Consider the following 24,508-nt stretch of genomic DNA (forward strand, 5'->3'; position numbering starts at 1 on the left):
ACGAGCGCAACCCGGGGGCCGTTTTGCAGGCGTCCTCCGGGTTGCGCTAGTCTTAACAAGCCGACGCGGGGTGGAGCAGCTCGGTAGCTCGCTGGGCTCATAACCCAGAGGTCGCAGGTTCAAATCCTGTCCCCGCTACAAAGTTGGGAAGTCCCTGTCCGCGCACACCGCGGACGGGGACTTTTTCGTATGCTGGCTCAGGGGGCCGAGCCCCCTGAAACCCCCACGGTGTCTGATGGTTGCGGTCGGTGGGTGGGTCGATCTTGCGGCCTTCGGCCTCGATCTTGGATCCTCTTGCCGTTGGCCTTCGGCCTTGGCTGGCTTCGCCTGGGGAGTCGCTGGCGTTTGGGGGGCTGGTCTTGGGGCCGGGCGGCATTGACGTTTTCCTTCTTGAGAGGCCTGACGGGCTCTGAGCCCGCCGCCTCGCGCTTCGCGCCCGCTGCCTCACCCTTGGCCTCACCCCTTGGCCTCAACCCTGCGCGGCCTCAACCTCGCGCGGCCTCAACCCCGCGGCCTCAACCCCGCGCGGCCTCAACCTCGCGCGGCCTGAAGCCCCTCTGCCTTGCCGGGCGGCGGGGGCTGGGGCGGTGGGAAGGGTCCGAGCGTCTGGAAATGGGGGGCCGGATGGGCGGGGGGTGGTGGGGTGTCCTGATGGGATAGTGCGGGAAAAGGGCTCGCCGCTGGGGGTGCGTGGTGCCTGGGTTGGGGACTGGGAAATGGGATCTGGGGCTGGTTTTGGCGTCTGCTCGGATGGCTGCCCTGGGGTTGGCGGGGGTGGCTGCCGAAGGGGTTTTGCGGGGGCTTGAGGCTCTGCCGCTTCGGGGGTATCTCGAGCTTCTGGGGCTGCATGGGGTGGATCGAGTTCCGCCGGGGGCCGCTTCGGTGGAGCTTGTGTTCGGGCGGGTGGGGAGCGGGGACGAGCGGGTTGTCATTCCGGGTGGGACTCGGGTGGCGGCGGGGGCGGTGGTGTTTGTCACTGCCTGGTCCACGACTCTCGAGCCGGGGGAAACGGCGGTGGGGGTTCGGGCCTATCACGCGGAGCGGGTCGACGGGGAACTCGTGGGAGTGGGGCGCGGGGAACCGGGGCTGGTGCTTCGGGTGGGGCGCGGGCCCATCGCGGCTGTTGATGATGTGGGGGACGTGCTGCTGGGGGTTGAGCGGGCGGAGGGGGACGCCGGCGACGGGGCGGTGACTCGGGAGTTCGAAGGGGTCACCTATGAGATCTGGCGCGCGGTTTCGGCGTTTGAGGCGGGTGCGGGGGACGCGCGCGTTTATGTGCTTGATCGGGCGTCGGGGGCGGTGGCGTTTGCGCCGAGGCTGGATTTCGGGGAAGGGGGCGGAGCGGTGGGGGCCGTTCCGGCGGCCGGGGCCCGGATTCGCATGTGGTACTGGACTGGTGGCGGGGCGGCGGGGAACGTGGGCGCCGGCACGGTGACCGTGATGCGGGAGCCGATCGCGGGCGTGCGGGTCAGCAATCCGGCGCCGGGCGGCGGTGGGCGCGACCTGGAGAGCCTGGGGAAAGCGCTGGAGCGGCGGCGGTACGCGTTGGCGCTCGAGCGGCGGGCGATCACGGCTCGGGACTTCGAAGCGCTCGCCCTGGCCGGCTCGGCGGCGGTGGGGCGGGCGGGGGCGTTCGCGGGCGAGAGCGCGTGGCCGGTCGGGCGGGCCGGAGAAGTGCGGGTGCTGCTGGCGCCGGCGGTGGGGGCACCGGAGCGGCCGGGGTGGCGGCTGCCGATGGAGGCGCTGGTCGGGCACGAGGACGCCGGAGTGCTCGGGGAGATTCAGCGGCTTCTGGACGGGCGGCGGCCGTTGAGCACGAGGGTGGTCACGGGGTGGGCGCGGTACAAGCCGGTGTCGGTGCGTGGGCGCGTGGTTGTTCCCGCTGACGAGGACCCGGAGGCCGTACGGGCGCGCCTTCTCCAGCGTCTTTTTCAGGCGATCAGCCCGTTGCCGGCGGCCGGGCGCAACGAGGGGCTGCCGTTCGGGGAGCCGTTGCGCGCGTCGGACGTGATCGAGGTCGTCGAGCAGTGCGTGCCGGAGAAGTCGCGGGTGGAGGACCTGCGGTTCGTGGTCCGGGACGCGCCGGACAGCTCGATCCGGGCCGTCGGCATCGACCCGTCCCGGGGCGACGTCTGGTACGCGGGCGGCGGGGAAGTGCTGTTCCGCTCCGGCAACGGCGGCTCGGGCTGGGAAGCGGTCGGGCGGTTCCCGGGCGAGGAGGTGCGCCGGGTGGCGGGAAGCGGGGCCCGGTCGGGCTTGCTGGCGGTTGTCACCCGTACGGCCGAGGGGTCGTCGCGTTTGTATTTGTCGGGCGACTTCGGGGAGAGCTGGGCGAGACTCGGCGAGCTGGAACCCGCGGTGACCGGCGCGGCGTGGGTGGAGCGGGACGGCGACGTGATGTTGCTGCTGTCCACCGACAGTGGGCTCTACGAGGTGGCGCCGGTGCCGGACGCGATTCCGGCCCAGGTGATGGTCGAACCGGCCGACGCCGACCGGGGGTTCGCGGCGATCTCGTCGTTTGTCACCGCGGGCGGAGTCACCGGGGTCGCGCTCGCCAGCCAGGCGCGGCTCGGCGTCTACCTGTCGGTGGACGCGGGGCGCAGCGGCACGTTCACCGGCATCGGGCTGGCCGACGCGGACGTGCGAGCGCTGGCGGTGCAGGTCGACGGGGCGACGGCGGTCCTGTGGGCGGGGCTCGGCGAGGCCGACCCGCGCAAGCCGGGGCGAGGGTGTCAGCGGGCGCGCCTGCTCGGGGGCGACGTGCGCTGGGAGTCGCTCTCCACCGGGTGGGCCGGCGGCACCTGCTGGGATCTGGCGTTCGACGGCCGGACCGTGCTGGCCGGCACGCAGAGCGCCGGCGTCTCGCGGTGGGACGGGCAGTCATGGGCGAGCGCGGACGTCAACGACGGTCTGCCGTTGCGCGACCGCACCCGGTTCGAGCCGGTCGAGGCGCTCGCCGGTGCGGCCGGGGGCCGGGCGCTGGCGGGCACCGGCCACGGCGTCTATCTGCGGACCGGGACCGACCGGTGGGCCGCGACCGCGAACCGCGAGACCCACGAGTCGGTGACCATCCCGCCGACCTGGTTGCTGTGCTCGGACGAGCACGACATCGAGGTGGTACGCGAGACCGCGTGACCGCCGGAGCTAGCGACGCGAAGCCAGGAGCTTGCGGGCCGTTTCGGCGTCCTCGGGGGCAACGTAGACGTGCACGCCGCTCGTCAACTGGAGCTGAGGCTCCTGGGCGCCCGCGTCGTCGGAGTTGATACCGACCTTGATGCCGTTGCTCCGCAACAAGCCGGCGATGACCTCTGCCTCTATGCGGCTGTCGACCACCGCTATCTCTACTACGTCCACGCCTGCCTCCTCTTGGTGTGGGCCTAGGTTCGCATCTCCGGCGCGCGTGCGGCACCCGGGTAGGGCCCTGGTTTTCCCGGCCGGGGGGTCGCTTTGATCTAGTGATGTGTGTCAATGTGGCGAGGATATGGAGGTGATCACTGTGCGTGTTGGGCGTCGGGTGGTTGCTGGCCTTGCCGCGGCGGGGTTGGTTCTGGGCGCGGGGGGACAGGCGGGGGCGTCGGGCGGGCAGCCCGAGCGGGCGCCCGCGGGAATCTGGGGGGCCTCGCTCGAGGGCGTGCACGGCGTCTCGCCGGATGCGACGATCCGGCAGATTGCCCGGGTCTCGGTCGGTGGCGCGGGGATCCGGGTTCGGTTCGGGAACCCGTTCGGCAGCGCGCCGGTGGTGATTCGCGAGGCCTGGATCGGGCGGACGGTGGCTCCGGGAGCGGCTCGGCTCGTGCTCGGATCCAACCGGCGGCTGACGTTCCACGGCGCGAGATCGGTGTCGATCGCGCCGGGGCAGTCGGTGGTCAGCGACGCGGCCGCGGTGGTGGTCGGGGCGCAGGAGGACGTGGCCGTCAGCGTGTACGCGCCCGGCAGCCCGGTCGACGATCACACGTTCCCGCCGTTTGCCTACGATCCGCCCGCTTCCTATGTGGGCACGGGCGGGAACACGGCGGCGTCCACCTCGGACTCCGGGTTCCCGGGCTATCCGGTGGTGCCCGGCAACACCAGCAGCACCGCCGTGGGCTATCACCCGGGGCAGACCTGGTGGATGGATCTCGTGACGGCCGATGTGCCGGCGGCCAAGGGCGCGCTGGTCACCTTGGGCGACTCGATCACCGACGGGTACAACGCCTATGGGCCGCCCGGGCAGCGGTGGACCGACGTGCTGGCCGATCGGCTGGACGCGCTGCCGGCCTCGGCTCGGGTGTCGGTGGTCAACGCGGGGATCTCGGGCAACACCGTCAGCGTGCAGCCCAATCCGTACGACCCGACGGGGCAGTGCTGCGGGCCGCCGGCGCCGCAGCGGCTCGACCGGGACGTGTTGTCGGTGCCCGGGGTGCGGACCGTGCTGCTGCTCGAGGGGACCAACGACATCGGCGGCGGCGACAACGCGCCACCGGCGTCGGCCTCGCAGGTCATCGACGCGATGAAGGGGATCGCGGCGCGGGTGCACGCGCGGCATCTGCGGATCGTGGCGTCGACGATCCTGCCCATGTGCAACCCGGCCGGAAGCGAGAAGGAGCAGACCCGGCTCGCGGTGAACGCGTGGATCCGGAGCACCGACCTGTTCGACGAGGTGCTGGACTTCGACGCGGTGCTGCGCGACCCGGCCGACCCGACGGTGATGGTGGCCGACCTGCGGAACGACTGCTACCACCCGAACGCGGCGGGCGACCAGCTGCTGGGACGCTACATTCCGTTGCCGGCGATTCTCGGCTGACGCGGTCGATTCCGGCGGCCGCCGTTCGTCATGGGGGCAACCGAACGGTGCTACGGAGGGACATGGCGTGCAGTACGTGATGATCATTGCGGGGGACGAGGCGCACTGGTACGACGACGCGATCGCGTCGGGGCTGATGGAGGAGGTCAACGCCTGGTGGGACAAGTGGCACCAGGACGGGAAGATCGTGTCCGGCGGGGCCGAGCTCCAGCACTCGCGGACGGCCAAGACCATCAGCGCCGGGCCGGACGGGACGCCGACCGTGACCGACGGCCCCTACCTGGAGATCAAGGAGGTCGTCGGCGGCTTCATCCTGATCGCCGCCGATGACATCGACGAGGCCGTGGCGGTCGCCGGCGGCTGGCCGGGGATCCGGATGGGCGACAAGATCGAGGTGCGGCCGGTCATGGAGCGCTGAGCCGGGCCAGACGCCGGGAGAGATGCTCGCGCTCGGCCGCGTTGGTGGCCAGCGCGAGCGCCCGGCGGAGGGCCTCGCGCGACTCGGCGGTGCGGTTCAGGCGGGCCAGCAGGTCGGCCCGGGTGGCGTGCCACAGGCGGTAGCCGGAGAGACGATCGGACAGCGCCTCCACTTCGGACAGCGCCGCCGCCGGACCGTCGACGAAGCTGGTGGCCACCGCCCGGCTCAGCAGGACCACCGGCGACGGGCGGAGAACCAGGAGATCGTCGTAGCGGCGGCGAACCGACCGCCAGTCGGTGTCCCGGTAGGACGGCGCCAGCGCGTGGAGGGCGGCAATGGCGGCCTCGAGTTGGTACGGGCCCGGGCGGTCCCGGGTGGCGGCCCCGGCGAGCCGGCTCAGGGCGCTACGGATTAGGGCTTTGTCCCATCCCGTACGGTCCTGGTCCGCCAGCAGCACCAGGTGACCGTCGGCGTCGAGGCGGGCGCCGGCCCGGGACTCGTGCAGCTCCACGAGCGCGGCCAGCCCGGCGGTCTCGGGCGCGTCCGGGAGCAGGGCGGCCAGTTGGCGGGCCAGGTCCAGGGCCTCGTGGGCCAGCACGCGGGACTCGTCGAGATGACCCTCGTTGTAGATCAGGTAGATCACGGCGAGGACGGCGGGCAGGCGGGTCAGCGGGTCGCGCACCTCGAAATCGACGCCACGCAGCCGGCGCTTGGCCCGGACCAGGCGCTGGGCCATCGTGGCCCGCGGCAGCAGGAACGCGGCAGCGATCTTGTCGGCGGGCAGCCCGGCCACGGCGTGCAGGGTCAGGGCCATCTGGGCCGGCTCCTCCAGCGACGGGTGGCAGCACGCGAACAGCAGCGCCAAGCGGTCGTCGCCGGTGGGCGCGGCCGGTGGGGTGGCGGCCAGGACGGCCAGCTTCTCGCGGCCGGTGGCCTCGCGGCGCAGCCGGTCCAGGGCACGGTGCCAGGCGGCGGTGACCAGCCAGCCGGGCACGTTGCCGGGCACCCCCTCGGCCGGCCAGCGGCGTAGCGCGTCGGCCATCGCGTCCTGCAACGCCTCCTCGGCGCGGTCCAGGTCGCCGAGGCGGCGGGCCAGTACGCCGAGCATCGCCGCCGCGTGTGCGCGCCAGGCCGCGTCGAGTATCGGACGGACATCGATCACGCTGCGAGTTTCCCCCATCGGGCAGACTGGGCCCATGCCCCTGCTCGAGCGCGAGACCGCGCTCGCCTCGCTCACGGAGTACGCGGGCGAGGCCCGGGCCGGCGACGGCCGGCTGGTGCTGGTGCCGGGCGAGGCCGGCATCGGCAAGTCCAGCCTGGTCGAGGCGCTGGCCGGGCGGGTGCCGGACGCGCGCTGGTCGTGGGGGCTGTGCGACGGGCTCTCCACGCCGCGGCCGCTCGGGCCGCTCTTCGACATCGCCGCCGAGCTGGGCGGCGACCTGGCGAGACTCTCCCGGGCACGGGCGCCGCGCGAGGAGTTGTTCGACGCGGTGCTGCGCGAGGTCGGCGGGGCCGGCCGGCTCGACGTGCTGGTGATCGAGGACCTGCACTGGGCCGACGAGGCGACCATCGACCTGGTCCGGTTCCTGGCCCGGCGGCTGCGAAACACGGCGGCGCTGCTGATCGTGACCTACCGCGACGACGGGCTGCCGCCGGGCCATCCGGTGCGGGTCGCGGTGGGCGAGCTGGGAACGTTGCGGTCGGCACGGCGGGTCGGGCTGGGGCCGCTGTCGCCCGGGGCGGTGAAGGAGCTCGGCTTCGCCGGGCCGTACGAGCTGACCGGCGGCAATCCGTTCTTCGTGACCGAGCTGGCCCGGGCCGGCTCGACGTCGCTGCCGGCCTCGGCGCGGGAGGCGGTGCTGGCCCGCCTGGGCGACATTTCCGAAATGTCGCGGATGGGGTTGGAGCGGGCGGCGCTGATCGGGGCGCGCATCGATCCGCGGCTTCTCGAGGACCGGGTGGTCGACGAGTTGGTCGCATCGGGACTGCTCATCGAAGACGGGCCGGCCCTTCGATTCAGGCATGAGCTGGCGCGCCTCGCGGTCGAGCAAACCATTCCGGGGCATCGCCGGGTGCGCATTCATGAGTCGGTGCTGGCCAGGCTGCAAGAGCTGGGCAGCGAGGACGACGCGGGGATGGCCTTTCACGCCGAAGGGGCCGGGGACGGGGCGGCGGTGCTGCACTACGCCGTGCGGGCGGCGCGGCGGGCGGCCGAGCTGGCCTCGCATCGGGAGGCGGCGGCGCAGTACGAGCGGGCCCTGCGGTTTGCGGCGGGGCTGCCGGCGGCATCCCGAGCCGAGCTGCATGACCGGCTGGGCGACGAGCTTTCGCTGGTCGACCGGGGGGACGACTCGGTCACGGCGGCGGAGCGGGCACGCGACCTCTGGCGTACGGCGGGAGATCGCGTCCGTGCGGGAGACGCTCTCCGCCGGCTCTCGGTCGCCATGGTCAGCCAGTGCCGGGGCGCCGAGGGGATGGCGGCCGCGGAAGAGGCCGTGGCGGTGCTGGCGCCGCTCGGGGACGGGCCGGAGCTGGCCCGGGCCTACGCGCAGCTCGCCAACCAGCGGTCGCTCGCCAATCGCCGGGAGGACGCGGCGGCCCTCGGCGAGAAGGCGTGCGCGGTGGCGGGCAGGCTCGGGCTGCACGAGGTGGTCAGCGACGCCCTCAACACGCGGGCCTGCGCGCTGGCGTCCGGCGGCGGGGAATGGGTTCCGCTGATGCGGGAGGCGCTCGATGTGGCGCTGGCGCATCGGCTCGAGGAGCAGTCGGGACGGGCCTATCACAACATCTACGGGCTGCTGACCTGCGAGCGGCGGTACGCCGAGGCCGAGCCCTACTACGTCGACGGGGTGGCCTACTGCGACGAGCACGACGTTCCGGCGTACGGGACGAGCATGCGCGGGGAGCACGCCGTCTCGCTGGCGCGCACCGATCGCTGGGAAGAGTCGGCGTCGCTGGCCGGCCGGCTGCTGACCCGGTACGACGCGTCGCCGATCAACCGGATCAGCCCGCTGCTCGCCCTCGCGACCGTGCGCGGCCGGCGGGGCGAGGACGGCGTCTGGCCCCTGCTCGACGAGGCGATCGAGGCCGCCGAGGGGACGGGCGAGCCACAGTGGATCGTCTGCGCCCGGTGCAGCCGGGCCGAGATGCGCTGGCTGGCCGGCGAGGTGGACGAGGCGCGCAAGGAGGCGACCCTCGCTGCGGAGATCGCCGAGGGCGGCAACTCGTGGCAGCGCGGCGCGGTGGCGGTGTGGCTGCTGCGCACGGAGGCGAGCCCGGACTTCCCGGGGCCGTTCGCCGCGCCGTACGCGTCGCTGATGAACGGCGACCCGGAGCGCTCGGCGGCGGAATGGCTGGCGATCGGCAGCCGGTACGAAGCGGGGCTCGCGCTGGTCTCGGCGGGCGGCGAAGGGACGGGCGGCGCAGGGACGGGCGGCGCAGGGACGGGTGGCGAAGGGACGGGCGGCGCAGGGACGGGCGGCGAGGCGGCGCTGCGCCGGGCGCTGGAGATCTTCGATGAGCTCGGGGCCCGGCCCGCGGCGAGGGTCGCCCGGCAGCGGCTTCGGGAGCGGGGCGTGCGGTCGGTTCCGGTCGGGCCGCGCCGCGCCACCCGGGCCCATCCGCTCGGGCTGACCCGGCGCGAGCACGAGGTGCTCGACCTGCTCGTCGCGGGCCGCACCAACGCCGAGATCGCCGGGCACCTGGTGATCGCGGTGCGGACCGTCGACCACCACGTGTCGGCGGTGCTGGCCAAGCTCGGGGCGGCCAACCGCGCGGGGGCCGTCGACCGGGCGCGCCGGCTCGGCCTGGTCACGCCGATAGATGGGTGACGGCGGCCGAAAGCTAGGTGACCGGTACCGATTTTCGCTCGCTTCTCCCACCGTACGGTCGAATCGTCCGTTGAATTTTGTGGGTGAAGGGGCGAGAGATGCCGGTTTACATGGATGTGCACAGCGTGGACGGCGGGGTCGCGATCGAGGACGTGGCCAAGGCGCACCTGGCCGACCTGCAGACGCAGGGGCGCCACGACGTCAGCTACCTGCGGTACTGGGTGGACGAGGCGCACGGGAAGATCTTCTGCCTGGTCGAGGCGCCGTCCGCGGAGGCCGCGAACTCGGTGCACCGCGAGGCGCACGGGCTGGTCGCCGAGGAGATCTACCAGGTGCAGGAGGGCTCTTAGACCGTTGCCGCCTCGGTCGCCATCAGATGCGCGCCGAGGACCGCGAGCTGCGTCTTGCGGGCCTCGGCGTGCCGGCGAAGCCCGGCCTCGGTGAGCTCGACGAAGACCCCGCGGCGGTCGTCCTCGCAGTGGGTGCGCGAGACGAGGCCGCCCTTCTCCAGGCGCGCGACCGTGCGGGACAGGGCGCTCTGGCTGAGGTACATGGCGGCGGCGAGATCTTGCATGCGTCGCTTGTCACAGTCCTTGGTGGTGAGACGATCGAGGGTCTCGAAGTCACTCAAGGTGAGACCGTGCGCCTCCTGGAGAGCGCGCTCGAGCGGGACCGCCACCGTGTTGTAGCTGGACAACAGCGTGCGCCACCGCTCGACGAGCTCCGCTTCGGCCTCCATGTCGCGCCATCCTACCCGCGTAACACCACCGATGCACCTGCATTTGTTGCGCAGGACTCTTATGCGTTGTCATTCTATGCGTACGCATATAGCGTCGCCGCCGTGACTATCACAGAACCCATGCCCGTCGTCGCGGCGCCGTCCGAGCTCCGCTGGACCCCTCGGCTCTGGGGAGTGCTCGCGGTTCTCTGCGCCGTCCTGTTCCTCGACGGCCTCGACGTCTCCATGGTCGGCGTGGCCCTGCCGTCCATCGGCTCCGAACTGGGCCTGTCCACCACCTCGCTGCAGTGGATCGTCAACGGCTACGTGCTCGGCTACGGCGGCCTGCTGCTGCTCGGCGGCCGCACCGCCGACCTGCTCGGCCGCCGCCGGGTCTTCCTGATCGCGCTCGGCGTCTTCACCGTCGCGTCGCTGATCGGCGGGCTCGTCGACGACGGCGGCCTGCTGATCGCGACCCGGTTCGTGAAGGGCCTGGCCGCCGCGTTCACGGCGCCGACCGCCATGTCGATCCTCACCACGACGTTCCCGGAGGGCCCGGCCCGCAACCGGACGCTGTCGATCTTCACGGTCTTCGGGGCCAGCGGCTACTCGTCCGGCCTGATCCTCGGCGGCCTGCTGACCAGCCTCGGCTGGCGCTGGAACTTCCTGGTGCCGGTGCCGCTCGCCCTGGTCGCCCTGGTCGGCGGCATCGCCCTGATCCCCAAGGTCAAGGCGGCCGCGACCGGCGGCCACGACCTGGCCGGCGCCGCCACCCTGATCTCCGGCATGCTGCTGGCGGTCTACACCGTCGTCTCGGCCCCGGCCCGCGGCTGGCTCGACCCGGTCACGGTCGGGATGTTCGTGCTGGCGGTGACGCTGCTGGCGGCGTTCGTCCTGATCGAGAACCGGGTGCGGCACCCGCTCGTGCGCCTCGGCATCCTGCGGATCGGCTCGATCGTCCGAGCCAACGCCAGCATGATCGCGCTGATGGGCTCGTACGTGAGCTTCCAGTTCATGATGACGCTCTACCTCCAGGACGTGCTGCACTGGGCGCCGCTGCGAATGGCGCTGGCGCTGCTGCCCGCGGGGCTGGTCGTGGCGTTCGGCTCACCCTTCGTCGGCCGGCTCATCGACCGGTACGGGACGGCGCCGCTCATCGTGACGGCGATGGTGTCCCTGAGCCTCGGGTACATCTGGTTCCTGGCCACCGCCGGCACGCAGCCGCACTACCTGGTGACCGTGCTGCCCACGATGCTGCTGCTCGGCGGCGGTTTCGGGTTCGGCTTCAGCTCGATCATGGCCCAGGCCACGGATGGCATCGCCGACTCCGAGCAGGGCTTGGCGTCCGGCCTGGTGCAGTCGTCCGGCCAGGTCGGGACCGCCCTGGTCCTGGCCGTGGTCACGGCCCTGGTCTCCTCGGGCGGCGCTTCGTCCGGGTTCGACCAGTTCCACCCGGGTCTGAACCTGGTCACCGGAGTGGCCGTGGCGGGCCTCCTGCTGAACGTGATTCCGCTGCTTTCGACCCGCCGTTCGTAGGGTCCGCCCCGCGAGGTATGCTTTCCCTACCGACGCGGGGTGGAGCAGCTCGGTAGCTCGCTGGGCTCATAACCCAGAGGTCGCAGGTTCAAATCCTGTCCCCGCTACAGAGTTGGGGAGTCCCCTGTTCGCACACACCGCGAACGGGGGACTCTTTCGTATGCTGGCTCAGGGGGCCGAGCCCCCTGAAACCCCACGGTGACTGGTGGTTGCGGTGGGTGGGTGGTTGCGGTGGGTGGGTGATCACGGTGCCGGGCTGCGCCCTGCGAGGTCGAGCCTCAGGCTTGCGCGCCGGTTGCCGAGACCGAGGGAGCGTTTGGGCCCAGGCGTTGGTCGCGTTGGGTGGGGGAATAGCGGGACGGGGCTTCGGCGGCGTCGGTCATCGTCACGTCGGCCTCGGACCCAGCGCCGCAGCCGGGGCTCCTGGGCCTTCAGGACCTCGGGGTCGGTTATCAGGGTGCCGCTGAAGGTGCGGGCGCCCGTACGCCGAGGCGGGTCGCGACGGCTCGCACGGTTACCGCTTCGATGCCGTGCTCGTCGAGGACCGACAACGCCGCTGCCACCACGCCGTCGCGGGTCACGCCCGCTGGCCGTCTCGTTGTTCGCGCTGGTGCCGGGCGGCAAGCTGGCCGGGGCCGCCGTCGTGGTCGCGGCGGCGGGGCTGCTGTTCGTGCCGGCGACGTTGCTCTCGCTGATCCGCCTTCAGGTGTTCGTGTCGCGCCGCTTCCATGAGGCGGTGTTCCTGGTCGGGCTCGCGGTGACGGTCCTGATCAGTCGCGCACGATGATGCCGAGGGCGGCTGCCATGGCGTAGGAGAGGGCGAGCAGGTCGTCGGGGTGGACGATGGCGCCCTGCCAGTCGGTCAGGCCGCCGATCCCGTCCAGGGTGCAGTTCTTGATGCGGGCGCCGGTCATGGTGGCCTTGTGGAACTGGGCGCCGGTCAGGTCGCAGCGGGTGAAGGACGCGCCGCGCAGGTCGGCCTCGGTGAAGTCGGCGCCGGTCAGGTTGCAGTCCTCGAAGGTGACCACGTCGAGGCGGGACATGCGCCAGTTCGTGAGGTCGGCCTTGCAGTCGGCGAAGACGGCGTCGCTCAGGACGCCGCCATTCACGGCCAGCCCCGTCATCCGGCTGCCGGACAGCCGCACCCGCTCGAAGGCGGCGTCCTCGGCGCGCAGATTCGACAGGTCGGAGGCCTCGACCTGACAGTCGACGAGGCGAACCCGCGGCAGGTGCGAGCCGGCGAGCGTCGCCCGGCGGAAGCGGCACTGCCGGAACTCGACCCCCTCGGCCAGGGCGTCGCCGAGGTCGGCCTCGTCGTAGGCGGCGGCCTCGACCGTCTGCTCGTGCTCGAGAGCCAGCTGGATGTCGGTCGCCGGTGGGAGGTCCGCCGGCGTTGCGGGTGGCCGCGGCGGCCCTGGACGCGGGCGTCGTGCCGTGGTGCTTCGTCGAACTGCCACGGCCACACCCTACGAAATCGGCGTCACATGGATTTGCCCTTTTTGGTGCGGTAAAGGCTGACCAAAAGGGTGATCTCGGTCAAGCAGGGACCGGCTTAACTGTGTGCAGCGGCTCACGTGGGCCGCCGGGAAAGCGATGATCTGCCGGACGATTTGGTCGCCCTAGGTTCGGCAGGGAGCAAGAGGCGAAACCGACCCCGAAGGACTTCTCGGCCCGGTTGGGCCGACGCCCTCGAGGAGTACGGACATGAAGCTCAACTACCGCAAGCCGGCCGTCGCCGCCGCGATCGTGGCCGGCGTTCTCGCCGTCTCCGGCACCGCCGCCTACGCCTACTGGACCGCCCAGGGCTCGGGCACCGGCACCGCCGGCACCGCCGCCACCGGCCAGGCCCTCACGATCACGCAGGACTCGTTCAACGGATCCGCACTCGTCCCGGGCGGCGCCGCCCAGGCGATCAGCGGCACGGTGGCCAACGCGAACGCCTTCAACGTGCCGTTCACGCTCACCGCGGCGCCGACCGTCGACAGCACGCACGCGACCGCCGGCTGCCTGGCCTCGTGGTACACCGTCGCGCTGACGACGCCGCCCACCAGCGTCGCGGCGAACAACCACGCGGACTTCGCCGGCACCGTCGCCATGACGAACCTGCCGAACGACAACCAGGACGCGTGCAAGGGCGCGACGGTCACGATCACGTACACCGCCAAGAGCGTCTGACCCCTGGGGCTCCGGGCGGGCTGGTCCCGCCCGGACACCCGGCCGACCGAGCGAAGTGGAGGATGACGGAGATGCGGCGATATGCCATCGCGGCCGGCCTCGTGGCCGTCGCCGCGGTCGGAGTCATGGGCGGACGGCAGCTGGCCCTCGCCGGGTCGGAGAGCGCGTCGCCGGGTCATGCCTTCACGCTCAGCGGATCGGTCGCCGGGCTGGTTCCCGGCAAGCCGTCCACGCTGCACCTGACCGTGGCCAACCCGAACTCCCAGGCCATCCGTCTCACCTCGGCGTCGGTGACCCCGGGCACGCCGAGCTCCGCCTGCCCGGCGAGCCTGCTGAGCATCACCACCTTCTCGGGTACGCCGGAGACGGTCGTCGCCGCCCGCGGGCAGGCCGTCGTCGACCTGACCGTGACGTTGTCGGCCCTGGCGCCGGACGCGTGCCGGAAGGTGTCGTACCCGCTCACCTACACCGGACAGGCCGACCAATGGCACTGATCGGGCGGGCGGCCGTCGCGGGCCTGGCCGCCGTGGCCCTCGCCGGCTCGGTCGCCGCACCGGCCCAGGCGTACTGGCGCGCCTCCGGCAGCGGGGCCGGCACCGTGCGTACCGCCGAGGCCGCGCCGAAGGTCATCACCCTGAGCCTCAAGGCGCAGGGCAACCGTTTCCAGGCGACCGGCGCCGCGGGCACGTCGTCGGCGTTCGGCGCCGCGCCGGTCACCGTCACCGTGGTGCTGTGCAAGACCGACACCACCTGGCCGTGCCCGGCCGCCTCGGTCGTGACCACATTGGTCGTCACCGCGAGCTCCGGCGGCTACAGCGGCTCGACGCCGAACGGCGTGAGCTACAAGGGCGTCAAGGCCTACGGGCGGGCGAGCCAGACCCAGAGCACCGGATGGACCGACTACAGCGCGGTCGACGGCCCGGTGACCGCCTGACGTCGCCGCGCTCGTCGCCGGACCACAGCGTGACCATCCTGTCGATCGGCGCGCGCGCCCCGGTGGCGCGGAAGGTCGCCCGCGCCGTCATCATGGGCGGCGAGTACCCGAGCGCCACCGCGTCCGAGTGGAACTTCGGCCTCGATCTCGCCGCCACCCGGCACGTGGTGGCCGACTGGCCCACGCCGATCGTCTTCGACGGCTTCGAGACCGGGCTCCACGTGCTGGTCGGCAACAACGTGGTCACCCCGGACGGTCTCAACGCCTGGACCGGCGGCGGGCACTGCCAGCAGTACCTGGTTCTCTCCGATCCGGCCCGGCTCACCAGCCGCATCGACGCGGCGTAGCTCAGCGCCGCAGGGCGTCGGCGGGCTCGATGCGGCTCGCCCGCCACGCCGGATAGAGGCCCGCGAGCAGCCCGGTCGCGGCGCCGACCAAGGGGGCGGGCAGCACGGTGGCGGGCTGGAGCAGCGGCGTCCAGTCGTGCAGGGCGGCGACCGTCACCACGGCGGCCACGCCCACGCTGGTGCCGAGCAGGCCGCCGATCAGGCCGAGCGTGCCCGACTCGGCCAGGAAGTGGGTGGCGACGTGGCGGCGGCGGGCGCCGAGCGAGCGGCGCAGGCCGATCTCGCCGACCCGCTCGAGCACGGCGACCAGCGTCGTGTTGGCGATGCCGACGGCGCCGATGATCAGACAGACCGCGGCCAGCGCCAGGAAGAGCGTGCCGAGGTCGGTGTGCACGCCCTCGCGCAGGGTCTGCGGGTCGGGCGGCAGCACCACCTTGAAGCGGTCCGGGTTCTCCGGGCGCAGGGCCAGCGGTGCCTCGCCGCCGATTTGTCGGGCCGCGCCGATCTTCGTGTCGACCAGGGCCTGGGCCGACGTGCTCCCGCCGGTCGGCGCCGCGCCCCACAGCGCCTCGGCGGTGCCGGCCGGCACCACGGCGCTGAGCAGCGTGTCGGCCCGGCGGTCGACGTCGTCGACGATGCCGATCACGGCGAACGGGGTGCCGCCGATGAAGACGGCCGGCTGGTTGTCGACCCAGGTGATGCCGAGCCGGCCGGCCGCGCCCGAGCCGAGCACCACGACCCGCTGGTGCTGGGCGTCGTGCCAGGCGTCGTAGAACCGGCCGGCGGCCAGTCGCGCGTGGATCGCCCGCAGGTAGCCGGGCGTGGCCGCCAGCACCTTGAAGTTCTCGCCCGGGTCCTGGGCGGTCGGGCGGCGGGCGTCGAGCGGGCCGGGGTTGGGCACCTCCCAGAAGACGCCGGCGCTGCGCACCCCGTTGAGGCCGGCCAGCCTGCGCTCGGCGTCGCCGGGGAAGGCCGGCGTCGTGGCGTTGCCGGCGTCCTGCACGACCACCTCGGTGGCGACCAGCGCCGTGAACCGGTTGCTGATCTGCCCCTCGACGGTGCTGGTAAGGCCCAGGACGGTGACGAACGCGGCGACGCCGAGCAGGGTGCCGAGGACGGTCAGGGCGGCGCGGCCGGGGCGGGCCAGCATGCCGGCGACGGCCTCGTCGACCACGTCCCGGACGCTGAGCCGCGTCGGTGGCACCACGCGGCTCACGTGAGGACCCCGTCCTTCATCAGGACCGATCGGTGGGCGCGGGCGGCGACCTGCTGGTCGTGGGTGACCATGAGGATCGTCAGGCCGCCCGCGTTCAGCTCGTCGATCAGCGTCAGCACGGCGGCCGCGTTGGCGCTGTCCAGGTTGCCGGTCGGCTCGTCGCAGAGCAGCAGCGACGGGCGGTTCACCAGCGCGCGGGCGATCGCCACCCGCTGCGCCTCGCCGCCCGAGAGGTGCCCGGCCCGGGCCTGCGCGCGGTGGGTGAGCCCGACCCGGTCCAGGGTCTCCAGCGCCAGGCCGGCGCGGGTGCGGCGGCTCACCCCGGTGTAGATCATGGCCATCGTGACGTTCTCCACCACCGACCGGTGCCGCACGAGGTGGAACGACTGGAAGACAAAGCCGATCCGGCGGCCGCGCAGCGCGGTCCGGTCGCGTTCGGGCAGGGTGGCGGTGTCGATGCCGTCGAGCCGGTAGACGCCGCCGTCCGGGCGGTCGAGCAGCCCCACCACATTGAGGAAGGTGGACTTCCCCGAGCCGGACGGGCCGGTCACCGCGACGTAGTCGCCGGCGCCGACGACCAGGTCGGCCTCGCGCAGGGCCTGCACCGGCGGCGGGCCGGGGTAGGACCGGGTCACCCCGGCGAACTCGACGACCGGCGCCGGCACAAGGGAAACAAGGGAAACAGGGGAAAGAAGGCTCACGACGCGCCGGACCGTTCCCCGACGACCACCCGGTCGCCCTCGGCCAGGCCGTCGCCGGTCACCTCGACGAAGCCGCCCGAGGTCGAGCCGGTCCGGACCGTGACCGGAGAACGCCGATCGCCGTCGAGCACACGCAGCACCTGGGTCGAGCCGTCGGCGGCCGAGAAGATCGCCGAGACGGGCACCACCAGGACGGCCTTGCCGGTGGAGGCGGCCGTGATGGTGAGGCGTACGTCCTCGCCGGTGAAGCCGGCGGGCAGCGCCTTGGCCGGACGCACCGTGATCGGGTGGCCGGTCTCCGACCCCTGGCCCTGCTTCAGCGCGCCGATCGTCGCGACCTTGCCGGCCGCCTTCCGGCCGGTGGTCTCGTCCAGGATCTCCACCGGCATGCCCGTCTCGACCAGGTCGCGGTCGCCGGGGGCGAGGAGGCCCCGCACCACCATGTCGCCGACGGAGAGGCTCAGGATCGGGCCGCTCACCTCGGCGCCGAGCCCGGCCTTGACCGAGGACACCCGGGCCGGCAGTGACCTGACGTAGTAGACCTCGCTCATCGGGAGGTAGACCTCGGGCGGAGGCGGCGCGGTGCCGGAGGGTGACGGTTCCGGCGCCTCGGCGGCGGAAAGAAGGGGCGGGTCGTAATCGCGGGCCGCGTACATCTGGCGTACGGCATGCGCGGTGGAAGCGCCGAACGTGTCCGCGTGGTCGGTTATCCGGTAGCCGAGGTCGCGCAGAGCGGCCTGCAACTGCGAGACGTCCGAGCCGCGCATCCCGGCATGGATGTCGCGATAGGGCGGCACGAGCCCGGCGAGCGCGATGACCGGCCGGCCGGAGATCTCGGCCAGCACGGTGCCCTCGTCCACGGTGTCGCCGGCCTTGACCGTGCGCCGGGAGATGACCGACCGCCCCGATCCGAGCACCGTCTTGACGTCGAGCGCGCGATCGGGCTCGACCGTGCCCCGGGTCACCACCGCCTGCCGCAGCACCCGCCGCTCGACGTTCGCCGTGATGAGGCTCGGCGGCGGCGCGGCGGCCTCGGCCGCGACCTGTTGCGGCGACTTGACGAGGGTGGACGCGCCGAGGCCGGCCACCGCCATCACGACCGCCCCGGTGACCACGCCGATCAGGAATCGACGCCGGCCCCTAGTGTCCACTCACCACCGCCGCGGCGTTCTTCAGCGCGTCCTGGACGTGCTGGTGCGCGGCCTCCAGCCGCTCCAGGTTGGTCTCCACGATCTGCCGCTGGTACGCGGTCAGGAGCGCGGTCATCTGGTCGAGGTAGCCGACCTTCTTCTTGCACCGGACGTCGGCCACCGCGGTGCTCTTCTCCGCCTTGGTGGCCGGCGTCGTGTCGTCCTTCCACCAGCGCGGGTCGCTCGCCGCGTCGGTCGGCTTCGGGTACCGGTAGCCGGACGCGGCCATGCAGTCGCTCCAGGCCGCCATCACCTTCAGGGCGCGCTTGTCGGCGAAGCTGCGCTCGATCGCGTCGTTGGCCAGGTCCTGCAGCCACATGTCCTCGTCCAGGCTCCAGCCGACCTTGCGGTAGCCCTCGCCGGTGCAGCCGCCCTGGGGCACGCCCTTCGGGGCCGTCTTGCCCGGGTCGGCGCCCTGGAGGATGACCGCCACCTGGTCGGAGACCTCGCCGTTGTACGACTTGTCGTGCGCCGAGTAATCGTCGGCGTGCGCGGGATCGTTGTGGTAGCCGGCCCGCGCCGCCACCGCCTCGTCGACCAGGCCCAGCCGGTTGCTGCGGTCGCGCAGCGCGTTGAGCTTGAGCCGGGGACCGGTGTTCCAGTGGATGCCGAACCGCTGCATGCAGTCGGCCGACATCAGCTTCGAGGCGTAGTCGAGCTCGACGTACTCGTCCACGGTGGTCGTGTACCGGTCGAGCGGCAGGTCCACCTGGTTCAGGTTCGAGACCGCGGGCGTGGCGGTCACCGAGGGCGGCGGCGGTTGCGGCGCGCTCGCCTTCGGGGCGACGGCCTGGGCGTTTCCGCCGTGCGAGCAGCCCGCGGCGGCCAGCACGCCGGTCGCCAGCACGGCCGCGATGAGAACGCGTTTCACCTGGTTCCTTTCCACCGGTCGCCGGCGGGGACCCAACGAAGCCCCCGCCGGCCCGGCAAAGCGTCAAACGGTCAGCACGACCACGACATCGAGGAGATGGTGTCCTCGTCGGACGTGTTCTGGATGCTCTTCGTCGCGCCGACCGCCATCCGGAAGACCCGCGTGCTGTGCGACGGCGTGCCGTAGTTGTTGCCGAAGACGGCGACGCACGAGTTGCCGTGGTTCTGCAGGCCGCCGCTGTTGTTGTCGACCTTGTCGCCGGTCGACGGGTAGTAGTTGTTGCTGAGATTGGTGTCGGTGCCCTCGTAGTCCCAGGTCGCGTGCTCGAAGATGTCTCCCTCCCAGATGCACGCCTCCGACGACTCGCACTCGTTGTTGAAGTTCGTGTTCGCCAGCGCCGGCGTCGCGACGCCGAACAGGATGGCGCCGGACACGAATCCGGTCGCGGCGACCGCGCGCGTCCAGCGCACGCCCGAGCTCACCTTGGACAACTTGTCTCCCTTCCCCGTGCGGGGCGTGGTGGCCCCACCCATCGATGAGCCTCAAGCCGTCGCATAGGCGGAGCGGTCAGCTCGGCATAAGTAACGTCATGCACAGGTACGGTCGCGCTGCGTGATCAGACTCAGCAGGCGCTCGGCCGAGCGGGCGCCGTTGAGCAGCTCCCGCTGGAGCCGGTCGAGCCCGGGCGCGTACAGGCCGGTCTCCTCGACGAGGTGGCGCCGCGCCCGCCGGAACGTGGTCGAGGTCGCCTCCACGATCCGGTCGCTGAGCGCCTCGGCGACCATCAGCTGGAGCCAGAACCGTTCCCGCTTCGGGTTGAGCTCGGCCAGCTTCCGGGCCCGGGGCAGGGCGAACTCGGCGCTGCCGGACAGCAGCCGGCCCAGCACCACCAGCTCCTCGGCCTGACTGTGCAGCTCCTCCAGGTACGCCGCCTCGGCCCGCAGCTTGCGCACGGCCACCACGTCGGGCATGGCCTCGGCGCCGCGCCACAGATCGAGCGCGGTGAGGGCGATGCGGGCCGCGGCGGACGGGTCGGCGGGCAGCGTCTGGCGCGCCTCGCCGAGCAGGTGCCGGAACTGGTCGGCGTCCACGGCGCAACCGTCCGGAGTGACCCGGTAACCGGACGTGTTCGTGGTGAGGAGCAGCGCGCCGCGCAGGACCCGGATGTGGGAGCGCACCATCTGCGGCGCGTGGGACGGGGCGTCGTCACCCCAGATCCAGCGCACCAGCTGGCCGGTGGAGGCCGACCGCCCCGACGCCGCGATCAGCAGCGCGAGCACCTTCCGGCACTGCGGTTGCAGGTCGACCCGATCGCCGCCCGGCCGGGTGACCTCGACCGGCCCGAGAATCCGAACTTCCGGACGTTCTCCCACTGCATTCACGCACGAACTCCAGCCCGTCATGCATGCCCCGAAGTCGCGACGATACACAGTAGACGTCCGAAACGGTGACCCTTCGGTAACCGTGGCCACCCGTTCGTATATTGAAGGACTCCTTAACGAGGGTTTAACGTTTGCCGCCTACCCGGGTGCGGGGGAAGGGGCGTTCTGCATGCGCACGCGTCGTGGCCTGGTCGTTTCCGGAGTGCTCTCCGCCGTGTTCCTGTTTGGCGCCTCTGCCCTCGACTCGGCGAACGCGGCCGGGAGCCCGGTCCCGGCAAAAGCCGCGAATCACGCGCACGCCCATGCCCACGACGAGGGCGACGCCGACGAGCAGCGCGAGCACGCGGCCGAAGACCTGGCCGGCACGTCGATGCGGGACATCGAGGCGCAGACCGCGAAGAACGCGACCCGCATCCAGAAGCAGACCGGCACGCGGCCCGGCGCCACCCGGCTGAAGGCCCAGGTCGCCACCGATCCGGGGCTGTCCGGGTCGTGGAGCCCGGTCGTCGACACGCCGGTGGTGCCGGTCTTCGACGCGGTGCTGCCGAACGGCAAGGTGCTGATCTGGGACTCGGTCGGCGACAACGCGGCGGAGTCGTACCCGGACCAGAGCTTCACCCGCGCCATGGTCTGGAACCCGGCCGACGACACGTACAAGCGGGTCGACGTGCAGGGCTCGAACATCTTCTGCGCCGGCTTCGCCCACCTCGCGAACGGCAACATCCTGGTCGCGGGCGGCAACGCGGACCAGTCGCTGAACGGCGCGGTCACCACGTACATCTTCGACTGGCAGGCCGAGACGTGGACCCGGGGCATGGACATGGCGGCCGGCCGCTGGTACCCGTCGGTGGCCGAGACGGCGAACGGCGAGGAGGTCATCGTCGGCGGCGGTCCGGCCACGGCCGAGGTGTACGGGACGACCGGCGCCATCCGCCCGCTGACCGGTTTCACCCAGTACGGCGGCCGGCTCTACCCGATGATGGGCTCCCGGCCGGACTCCCAGCTCGGCCTCTACGGTCCGTACCCGACCGGCTACACCCTCACCACGACCGGCGCCGGCGTCATCACGGCGACCGCGACCCGCGATGCCATCACTCGCACGTATGGGAGCTTCTCGACGTACGACATCGGGAAGTCTCTTGTCGTCGGTGGCGGCGTCATCACCGAGGGTGGCGTCGAGAAGGTGCCGACCAAGACCGCCGTCGTCCTGAACAGCAACGGGCCCGCCGCCACGGTCACCACCACCGGCTCGCTCTCCACCGGCCGGCGGCAGCTGAACGCGACGCTGCTCGCCGACGGCTCGGTGCTGGCCACCGGCGGCCTGACCAGCGTCTCGACCTCCGACCTCGTCGACCTCGACCACGCCGCGACGGCGGCCGAGCGGTGGGATCCGGCGACCGGTCTGTGGAGGGTGCTGGCGAGCGCGGCCCGGGTCCGGCAGTACCACTCGACCGCGGCGCTGCTGCCGGACGGGCGGGTGCTGACCGGTGGTGGTGGCATCTGCGCGATCTGCGTGACCGTCGGCTACCTCGAGAAGAACATCGAGTACTTCTCCCCGCCGTACCTGTTCAAGAAGGACGGCAGCGGCGCGCTCGCGACGCGGCCGGTCATCACCACGGCGCCGGCGACGGTCGGCATCAACACGAACTTCAGCGTCACCTCGGCCCAGGCCGCGAGCGTCCGCAAGGTCGCGCTGGTCGGCCTGGCCGACGTGACCCACGGCGTCGACCAGGGGCAGCGTTACGTGCCGCTCAAATACTCGGTCTCCGGTACGACGCTGACCGTCACCGGCCCGCCGAGCGGCGGCGGGGCGCCCCCGGGCTACTACATGCTGTTCATCGTCGACGCGTCCGGCGTCCCCTCGGTCGCCAAGATCGTGCAGGTCGCCAAGGGCCCGAACCCGGTGCTGAGCCAGGTCAAGAACAGCGGCGGCCCGTGCGTCGACGTGCCGTCCTCGAAGATCGCGATCAAGACCTACCTCTGGGTCTACGCCTGCAACGGCACCAAGGCGCAGGGGCTGACCCGGATGCCCGCCGACCGGTCGATCCGGGTGTTCGGCAACTGCCTGGACGTGCCGTCGCAGCACTTCGTGACCGGGCAGAAGGTCTGGGACTACACATGCAACGGCTCGGCCGCGCAGACCTGGAACTTCGGGACGGACGGCACGATCCGGCCGGCCGCGAAGACCACGCTGTGCCTCGCCGCGGCCGCGAAGACGAACTACTCGGCGCTCATGCTCGTCACGTGCAACGGCGCCACGCTGCAGAAATGGGTGTGGTAGGGGTAGGTCAGGTCACTCGCGCCGGGCGCATGGCCGGTGACGCGTACAAGGACGGAACGCGGAAACCATCGAGCCACGCGGCCAGGCGGGCGGCCTCGGTGTCGAGCGCCTCGCGCGCCCGGTCGGAGACCTTTTCCAGCAGCCGTACGCGTACCGCGCCGTCCTCGTCCTGAACCCAGCAGCCCACCACCCGGCCGTCCACCCACGCGGTCGTGCCGGCGTTGCCGCTGCGGTCGAAGAGCGGCTCGCGATGCGGGCCGAGATAGAAGTCGCGCCCCTTCCAGCCCATGACCGTCGGGTCGAGCACCGGCAGCAGCGCCACCCACGGGCCCGGGTCGGCGACCTCGTCGAGGTCGCCCGGGAGCAGCCATCCGGTCGCGTTCCCGTCGAGGGTGACCGGGACCGCCTCGAGGCTCGCCAGGGCCGCCCGCACGACGGTCTTGGTGGCGCCCAGCCACCAGACGATGTCGTCCTCGGTGCCCGGGCCGAAGCTGTGCAGCCAGCGGCGTACGAGCTCGCGATAGCCCGCGTCCCCGTCGAGTGCGGGCGGCACCTCGCCCAGCCAGTCGCCCATCAGCGTCCAGCGCGGGCGGGAGGTGTGCCAGCCGGCCGTGTTCTCGCCGCGGGCGATGTCGGCCGTGGCGCCCAGGTGGACCAGCGCCCGGGTGACCGTGACCGTCCCGTCGAACAGCGGGATCGCCTTGCGGATCTCGGCCGCGGGCAGGCCGGCCGGGTGATCGGCGAGCAGGGTGAGCACCTCGGCCCGGGCTCGGTCCAGCCAGCCGGCGTCGGGGGCGTCCTTGGTGATCGCGGCCCGCTCGGTCGCCGCGACCCGGGCCGACGCCGAGGGCCAGACGGCCGGCAGCAGCTCGCGCGGGAAGACGAACAGGGTGCGGCGCATGGCCAGCTGCTTGACCAGGGACCGGTCGGCGTAGAGGGCGCGGTGCATCTCGCGTACGTCCGCCTGGTTGATCCTTGCCCAGGCCGAGAGATAGACCGTCGCCGGCTCGGTCGCGTGCAGCACCGTCATCGCCCTCGTGGCGTCCTCCGGCGTCGCCACCCGGTGGGCGGGCGCCAGCGCATGCCGGACGGCCAGCCGGGCCCGCCGCTCGTCGTCGGTCACGTGGCGCATCGCGTCATGGTGGCACGGCTCGCCTTACTCTTGCCCCGTGCGCCTGAACCGTGTCGCCGTCCTCGTGCTGGAGGGCGCGAAACCGCTCGATGTCGGCATCCCGGCGCAGGTCTTCACGACCAGGGCGAGCATGCCGTACGAGGTGCGCGTCTGCGGCCCGGCGCCCGGCCTCGTGACCGGCGGCGACGGCCTGTCCTACTACGTCGCCGACGGCCTCGACGCGCTGGCGTGGGCCGACATCGTCTTCATCCCCGGGTTCCGCTTCCCCGACCGGGAGGATCCGCCGCCGGCCGTGGTCGAGGCCCTGATCGCCGCCCACGACCGCGGCGCCCGGCTCGCCGCCATCTCGACCGGCGCCTTCGCGCTCGCCGCCACCGGCCTGCTCGACGGCAAGCGCGCCACCACGCACTGGCACTACACCCGGCAGCTCGCGGCCAAATACCCGCACGTGCTCGTCGACGAGAACGTGCTGTTCGTCGACGAGGGCAGCGTGCTCACCTCGGCCGGCGCCGCCTCCGGCATCGACCTGTGCCTGCACATCCTGCGCGGCGACGTCGGGGTGGCGGCGTCCAACCATGCGGCCCGGCGGCTCGTCGCGGCGCCGCACCGCAGCGGCGGCCAGGCGCAGTACGTGCCGCGCAGCGTGCCCGAGCCGGCCGGCGAGCGGTTCGCGGCGACCCGGGAGTGGGCGCTGGGGCGGCTCGACAAGCACCTCACGCTCGAGATCCTCGCCCGGCACGCGGCGGTGTCGCCGCGCACCTTTTCACGGCGGTTCGTGGAGGACGCCGGATATACGCCGATGCAGTGGCTGTTGCGCGCCCGGATCGACGCCGCCCGCGAGATGCTCGAGCTGTCGTCGCGCGGCGTCGAGCAGATCGCCGCTTCCGTCGGCCTGGGCACGGGCGCAAATCTGCGCCGCCATTTCCAGCAGGTTCTGGGCACCACGCCAACCGCGTATCGCCGTACGTTCCTTGGCTAGATCCTTGCGGACCGT

Annotated in this window: 25 protein-coding genes and 2 tRNA genes; 15 read left to right on the top strand and 12 right to left on the bottom strand. The window is 72.3% G+C overall.

Features of this window, described 5'->3' with window-relative positions; genetic code table 11:
* Positions 1 to 64: 64 nt before the first annotated feature.
* Both ACZ6TB_RS33165 and ACZ6TB_RS33170 read left to right on the top strand, forming a co-directional pair.
* Positions 65 to 138, top strand: a tRNA-Met gene (locus ACZ6TB_RS33165).
* Between the two features lie 1,206 nt (positions 139 to 1,344).
* Positions 1,345 to 3,135 (top strand): beta propeller repeat protein, encoded by a 1,791-nt coding sequence (locus tag ACZ6TB_RS33170; protein WP_465561134.1) that lies wholly within the window; start codon positions 1,345 to 1,347, stop codon positions 3,133 to 3,135.
* A 9-nt stretch (positions 3,136 to 3,144) separates the two neighbouring features.
* Here ACZ6TB_RS33170 and ACZ6TB_RS33175 read toward each other — a convergent pair whose 3' ends face one another.
* Positions 3,145 to 3,354 carry a putative signal transducing protein gene (locus ACZ6TB_RS33175; protein ID WP_465561136.1) on the bottom strand — a complete coding sequence of 70 codons (210 nt, stop codon included), beginning with the start codon at positions 3,352 to 3,354 and terminating at the stop codon, positions 3,145 to 3,147.
* Between the two features lie 160 nt (positions 3,355 to 3,514).
* On the opposite strand from ACZ6TB_RS33175, the gene ACZ6TB_RS33180 reads away from it, so the two are divergent.
* Together ACZ6TB_RS33180 and ACZ6TB_RS33185 are read left to right on the top strand one after the other, a co-directional pair.
* The gene (locus ACZ6TB_RS33180; RefSeq protein ID WP_465561138.1) at positions 3,515 to 4,783 is read left to right on the top strand and encodes a GDSL-type esterase/lipase family protein; all 1,269 of its coding nucleotides are present in this window, start codon (positions 3,515 to 3,517) and stop codon (positions 4,781 to 4,783) included.
* A 67-nt stretch (positions 4,784 to 4,850) separates the two neighbouring features.
* On the top strand, positions 4,851 to 5,201 hold the full coding sequence (locus ACZ6TB_RS33185) for a YciI family protein (RefSeq protein ID WP_465561141.1): 351 nt from the start codon (positions 4,851 to 4,853) through the stop codon (positions 5,199 to 5,201).
* On the opposite strand, the gene ACZ6TB_RS33190 is transcribed toward ACZ6TB_RS33185, so the two are convergent.
* On the bottom strand, positions 5,188 to 6,363 hold the full coding sequence (locus tag ACZ6TB_RS33190) for an RNA polymerase sigma factor (RefSeq protein ID WP_465561143.1): 1,176 nt from the start codon (positions 6,361 to 6,363) through the stop codon (positions 5,188 to 5,190). The two genes, ACZ6TB_RS33185 and ACZ6TB_RS33190, sit on opposite strands and share 14 nt — an antisense overlap.
* A 34-nt stretch (positions 6,364 to 6,397) precedes the next feature.
* Between ACZ6TB_RS33190 and ACZ6TB_RS33195 the strand changes: the two genes are divergently transcribed.
* Both ACZ6TB_RS33195 and ACZ6TB_RS33200 read left to right on the top strand, forming a co-directional pair.
* Positions 6,398 to 9,031: an ATP-binding protein gene (locus ACZ6TB_RS33195; protein ID WP_465561146.1), complete on the top strand. Its 2,634-nt coding sequence runs from the start codon at positions 6,398 to 6,400 to the stop codon at positions 9,029 to 9,031.
* 98 nt (positions 9,032 to 9,129) lie between these two features.
* A complete protein-coding gene (locus ACZ6TB_RS33200; RefSeq protein WP_465561149.1) occupies positions 9,130 to 9,381 on the top strand; it encodes a DUF4242 domain-containing protein in 252 nt (83 codons plus the stop codon).
* Here the strand turns inward: ACZ6TB_RS33200 and ACZ6TB_RS33205 are convergent.
* On the bottom strand, positions 9,378 to 9,770 hold the full coding sequence (locus ACZ6TB_RS33205) for a MarR family winged helix-turn-helix transcriptional regulator (protein WP_465561151.1): 393 nt from the start codon (positions 9,768 to 9,770) through the stop codon (positions 9,378 to 9,380). The genes ACZ6TB_RS33200 and ACZ6TB_RS33205 overlap by 4 nt on opposite strands.
* 102 nt (positions 9,771 to 9,872) lie before the next feature.
* Between ACZ6TB_RS33205 and ACZ6TB_RS33210 the strand changes: the two genes are divergently transcribed.
* Both ACZ6TB_RS33210 and ACZ6TB_RS33215 read left to right on the top strand, forming a co-directional pair.
* A complete protein-coding gene (locus tag ACZ6TB_RS33210; protein ID WP_465561154.1) occupies positions 9,873 to 11,285 on the top strand; it encodes an MFS transporter in 1,413 nt (470 codons plus the stop codon).
* A gap of 33 nt (positions 11,286 to 11,318) precedes the next feature.
* Positions 11,319 to 11,392 (top strand) — tRNA-Met (locus ACZ6TB_RS33215).
* Between the two features lie 345 nt (positions 11,393 to 11,737).
* Here the strand turns inward: ACZ6TB_RS33215 and ACZ6TB_RS33220 are convergent.
* Positions 11,738 to 11,866 (bottom strand): TetR family transcriptional regulator, encoded by a 129-nt coding sequence (locus ACZ6TB_RS33220; protein WP_465561157.1) that lies wholly within the window; start codon positions 11,864 to 11,866, stop codon positions 11,738 to 11,740.
* Positions 11,867 to 11,883: 17 nt separating this feature from the next.
* Between ACZ6TB_RS33220 and ACZ6TB_RS33225 the strand changes: the two genes are divergently transcribed.
* Positions 11,884 to 12,072 carry a hypothetical protein gene (locus tag ACZ6TB_RS33225; RefSeq protein ID WP_465561159.1) on the top strand — a complete coding sequence of 63 codons (189 nt, stop codon included), beginning with the start codon at positions 11,884 to 11,886 and terminating at the stop codon, positions 12,070 to 12,072.
* Here ACZ6TB_RS33225 and ACZ6TB_RS33230 read toward each other — a convergent pair.
* Entirely contained in the window at positions 12,056 to 12,742 is a 687-nt protein-coding gene (locus tag ACZ6TB_RS33230; RefSeq protein ID WP_465561162.1) for a pentapeptide repeat-containing protein, read from the bottom strand. The two genes, ACZ6TB_RS33225 and ACZ6TB_RS33230, sit on opposite strands and share 17 nt — an antisense overlap.
* A 247-nt stretch (positions 12,743 to 12,989) precedes the next feature.
* Between ACZ6TB_RS33230 and ACZ6TB_RS33235 the strand changes: the two genes are divergently transcribed.
* The 4 genes from ACZ6TB_RS33235 (at position 12,990) to ACZ6TB_RS33250 (ending at position 14,741) form a co-directional block, all read left to right on the top strand.
* Positions 12,990 to 13,460, top strand: coding sequence for a hypothetical protein (locus tag ACZ6TB_RS33235; protein ID WP_465561165.1), 471 nt, complete (start codon positions 12,990 to 12,992; stop codon positions 13,458 to 13,460).
* A gap of 71 nt (positions 13,461 to 13,531) precedes the next feature.
* Entirely contained in the window at positions 13,532 to 13,954 is a 423-nt protein-coding gene (locus tag ACZ6TB_RS33240; RefSeq protein ID WP_465561167.1) for a hypothetical protein, read from the top strand.
* On the top strand, positions 13,945 to 14,394 hold the full coding sequence (locus tag ACZ6TB_RS33245; RefSeq protein WP_465561169.1) for a hypothetical protein: 450 nt from the start codon (positions 13,945 to 13,947) through the stop codon (positions 14,392 to 14,394). Before ACZ6TB_RS33240 ends, ACZ6TB_RS33245 begins: the two co-directional genes overlap by 10 nt.
* Before the next feature lie 29 nt (positions 14,395 to 14,423).
* Entirely contained in the window at positions 14,424 to 14,741 is a 318-nt protein-coding gene (locus ACZ6TB_RS33250) for a hypothetical protein (RefSeq protein WP_465561172.1), read from the top strand.
* Between the two features lies 1 nt (position 14,742).
* On the opposite strand, the gene ACZ6TB_RS33255 is transcribed toward ACZ6TB_RS33250, so the two are convergent.
* The 6 genes from ACZ6TB_RS33255 to ACZ6TB_RS33280 form a co-directional block, all read right to left on the bottom strand.
* Positions 14,743 to 15,957, bottom strand: a complete 1,215-nt coding sequence (locus tag ACZ6TB_RS33255; RefSeq protein WP_465561174.1) for an ABC transporter permease — start codon at positions 15,955 to 15,957, stop codon at positions 14,743 to 14,745.
* Positions 15,954 to 16,622 (bottom strand): ABC transporter ATP-binding protein, encoded by a 669-nt coding sequence (locus tag ACZ6TB_RS33260; protein WP_465561176.1) that lies wholly within the window; start codon positions 16,620 to 16,622, stop codon positions 15,954 to 15,956. The genes ACZ6TB_RS33255 and ACZ6TB_RS33260 overlap by 4 nt, the downstream gene beginning before the upstream one ends.
* A gap of 32 nt (positions 16,623 to 16,654) precedes the next feature.
* Complete coding sequence (locus ACZ6TB_RS33265; protein ID WP_465561179.1) at positions 16,655 to 17,809, bottom strand: efflux RND transporter periplasmic adaptor subunit; 1,155 nt, start codon at positions 17,807 to 17,809, stop codon at positions 16,655 to 16,657.
* Positions 17,799 to 18,719 (bottom strand): hypothetical protein, encoded by a 921-nt coding sequence (locus tag ACZ6TB_RS33270; protein ID WP_465561181.1) that lies wholly within the window; start codon positions 18,717 to 18,719, stop codon positions 17,799 to 17,801. The genes ACZ6TB_RS33265 and ACZ6TB_RS33270 overlap by 11 nt, the downstream gene beginning before the upstream one ends.
* Positions 18,720 to 18,790: 71 nt before the next feature.
* Positions 18,791 to 19,210: a hypothetical protein gene (locus ACZ6TB_RS33275; RefSeq protein ID WP_465561184.1), complete on the bottom strand. Its 420-nt coding sequence runs from the start codon at positions 19,208 to 19,210 to the stop codon at positions 18,791 to 18,793.
* 96 nt (positions 19,211 to 19,306) lie between these two features.
* Positions 19,307 to 20,101, bottom strand: a complete 795-nt coding sequence (locus ACZ6TB_RS33280; RefSeq protein ID WP_465561186.1) for an AfsR/SARP family transcriptional regulator — start codon at positions 20,099 to 20,101, stop codon at positions 19,307 to 19,309.
* 169 nt (positions 20,102 to 20,270) lie between these two features.
* On the opposite strand from ACZ6TB_RS33280, the gene ACZ6TB_RS33285 reads away from it, so the two are divergent.
* On the top strand, positions 20,271 to 22,382 hold the full coding sequence (locus ACZ6TB_RS33285; RefSeq protein ID WP_465561189.1) for a galactose oxidase-like domain-containing protein: 2,112 nt from the start codon (positions 20,271 to 20,273) through the stop codon (positions 22,380 to 22,382).
* Between the two features lie 7 nt (positions 22,383 to 22,389).
* Here the strand turns inward: ACZ6TB_RS33285 and ACZ6TB_RS33290 are convergent, their stop codons facing one another.
* Positions 22,390 to 23,514 carry a winged helix DNA-binding domain-containing protein gene (locus ACZ6TB_RS33290; RefSeq protein WP_465561192.1) on the bottom strand — a complete coding sequence of 375 codons (1,125 nt, stop codon included), beginning with the start codon at positions 23,512 to 23,514 and terminating at the stop codon, positions 22,390 to 22,392.
* A 37-nt stretch (positions 23,515 to 23,551) separates the two neighbouring features.
* Here ACZ6TB_RS33290 and ACZ6TB_RS33295 point away from each other — a divergent pair, with 37 nt between their 5' ends.
* Entirely contained in the window at positions 23,552 to 24,493 is a 942-nt protein-coding gene (locus ACZ6TB_RS33295; protein WP_465561194.1) for a GlxA family transcriptional regulator, read from the top strand.
* Positions 24,494 to 24,508 lie beyond the last annotated feature (15 nt).

The organism is Actinoplanes sp. NPDC051537 (genome assembly GCF_055586105.1).